The sequence below is a fragment of the uncultured Aquincola sp. genome, assembly GCF_964001545.1.
Taxonomy (GTDB): domain Bacteria; phylum Pseudomonadota; class Gammaproteobacteria; order Burkholderiales; family Burkholderiaceae_C; genus Aquincola.
Genome location: NZ_CAXFDV010000136.1, coordinates 1 through 2189 on the forward strand (window position 1 = coordinate 1; position 2189 = coordinate 2189).

2 protein-coding genes are annotated in these 2189 nt (G+C 69.7%); both read left to right on the forward strand.

What is annotated here, in order from left to right; translation table 11 throughout:
• Positions 1-465: 465 nt before the first annotated feature.
• Positions 466-1368, forward strand: coding sequence for a polyphosphate kinase 2 (gene ppk2 / locus ABNT58_RS04525; RefSeq protein ID WP_348752316.1), 903 nt, complete (start codon positions 466-468; stop codon positions 1366-1368).
• Between the two features lie 37 nt (positions 1369-1405).
• Positions 1406-2189: CYTH domain-containing protein (locus ABNT58_RS04530; protein WP_348752317.1), on the forward strand; the 784-nt coding region annotated here is incomplete at its 3' end.

Below are 2189 nucleotides of genomic sequence, written 5' to 3' on the forward strand. Positions count from 1 at the left end.
CGCGCGGCCTGCAGCGCGGCGGGCAGGCTGCCGGGCAAATGGTCAATGGCCTCCACCACCGCGCGGCGCGGCAGTGGCCAGTGGCTCAAGGGCAGTTGCAGGCCGGCTTCGTCGGCCAGCAGTTGCAGGGCGTGGCGCTCATAGGGGCTGGGCGACCAGGGCAAGGACGGTTGTGCTGCGGCACCGACGGCCACCAGGCTCGCGGTCAGGCCAACTTGCCATGAACGCAAGGAAAAAACAGACGCAACTGACAAAGACCGACCCCAATCCGTGACCGCAAGCGCGCCAATCTAGTCGAGTCGTTGCGTTGCAGCATCAATCAACCATGCGAGACGTCCCCATCGGTGCGTTTGCGCCACGGTGGTCAATATTAGCGATTGACGCGATGACAGAGTCGCCCCGACCGTCACACCAGCGTCACGCAGTCCGGGCAGCGTGCGCGGGTCCCTTTTGCCCTGGAACGCCATGAACGACCGCGCCGACCACGATCCCCTGCTGCCGCTGCAGCGCATGCACCTCGACCTCATCGACAGCTACGACGAAGAGCTGGAAATGGCGATCGACGATGGCGACGACGCCCACGACCCAGAGGCCAAGGCCCTGCGGCGCCTGTACTTCCGCGAGCTGTTCCGGCTGCAGGGCGAGCTGGTGAAGCTGCAGGACTGGGTGGTGGCCCAGCGGCAAAAGGTGGTGATCCTGTTCGAGGGCCGCGACGCGGCCGGCAAGGGCGGCGTCATCAAGCGCATCACCCAGCGGCTGAACCCCCGCGTGTGCCGCGTGGCCGCGCTGCCCGCGCCCAACGACCGCGAGCGCACCCAGTGGTACTTCCAGCGCTACGTGAGCCACCTGCCGGCGGCCGGCGAGATAGTGCTGTTCGACCGCAGCTGGTACAACCGCGCCGGCGTCGAGCGGGTGATGGGCTTTTGCACCGACGACGAGGTGGAGGAGTTCTTCCGCACCGTGCCCGAGTTCGAGAAGATGCTGGCGCGCTCGGGCATCACGCTCATCAAGTACTGGTTCTCGATCACCGACGACGAGCAGCACGCCCGCTTCCTCAACCGCATCCACGATCCGCTGAAGCAGTGGAAGCTGAGCCCGATGGACCTGGAATCGCGCCGCCGCTGGGAGGACTACACCCGCGCCAAGGAAGCGATGCTGGAGCGCACCCACATCCCCGAGGCGCCGTGGTGGGTGGTGCAGGCGGTGGACAAGAAGCGCGCGAGGCTGAACTGCATCGCCCACCTGCTGGCGCAGTTCGACTACCACGAGGTGCCGCACGACCCGATCGCGCTGCCCGCCCGCGTGCGGCATGCCGACTACATCCGCAACCCGGTGCCGGCCGAAATGATCGTCCCTGAGCTGTACTGACGCGTGGGGCCATCGAGCGCACCGCTAAAGTGCCCCGATGACCCATGAAACAGAGCTGAAGTTCGGCTTCGACCCCACGGCGCTGCCGGCGCTGGCCGAGCGATTCACCGGCCCCGACAGCGCCCGCCAGCGGCTGCAGGCGCATTACTTCGACACGCCCGACCGCCTGCTGGCGCGCCACCGCATCGCGCTGCGGCTGCGGCACGAAGGCGACCGCTGGGTGCAGACGCTCAAGGCCCAGGGCGCGGTGGTGGCCCACCGGCTGGAACACAACGCCGAGCTGGCCGATGTGGGCCCCGACCTGCCGGCTCTCGACCTTGGCCGCCACCACGGCACCCCGGCCGGCGACGCACTGGCCCAGGTGCTGGCCGCGGCCGGTGACGCCGAGGCCATCGCGGCCACGCTGGGCCGCGTCTACGGCACCGACCTCTGGCGCCGCAGCCTGCAGCTGAGCGTGGCGGGCGGCCGCATCGAGGCCGCGCTGGACGAAGGCCACATCCTGGCCGGCGACCAGCGCCTGCCGGTGTGCGAGCTGGAGCTGGAACTGCTGGACGGCGAGCCTTCGGCGCTGCGGGTGCTGGCCAGCGAGTGGCTGCCCGTGCACGGCCTCTGGCTCAGCCACGCCACCAAGGCCGAACGCGGCGAGCGCCTGGCGCAGGGCCTGCCGATGTGGCCGGTGGTCAAGGCCGCCACGCCCACCCGCGCGCTGCCCGAGTCGGCGGCCGAGTGGCTGCGCGACAGCGTGGCCGGCTGCCTGGCCCAGGTGGTGCCCAATGCCGATGCGCTGGCCAGCGGCCATGGCGATGCCGAACATGTGCACC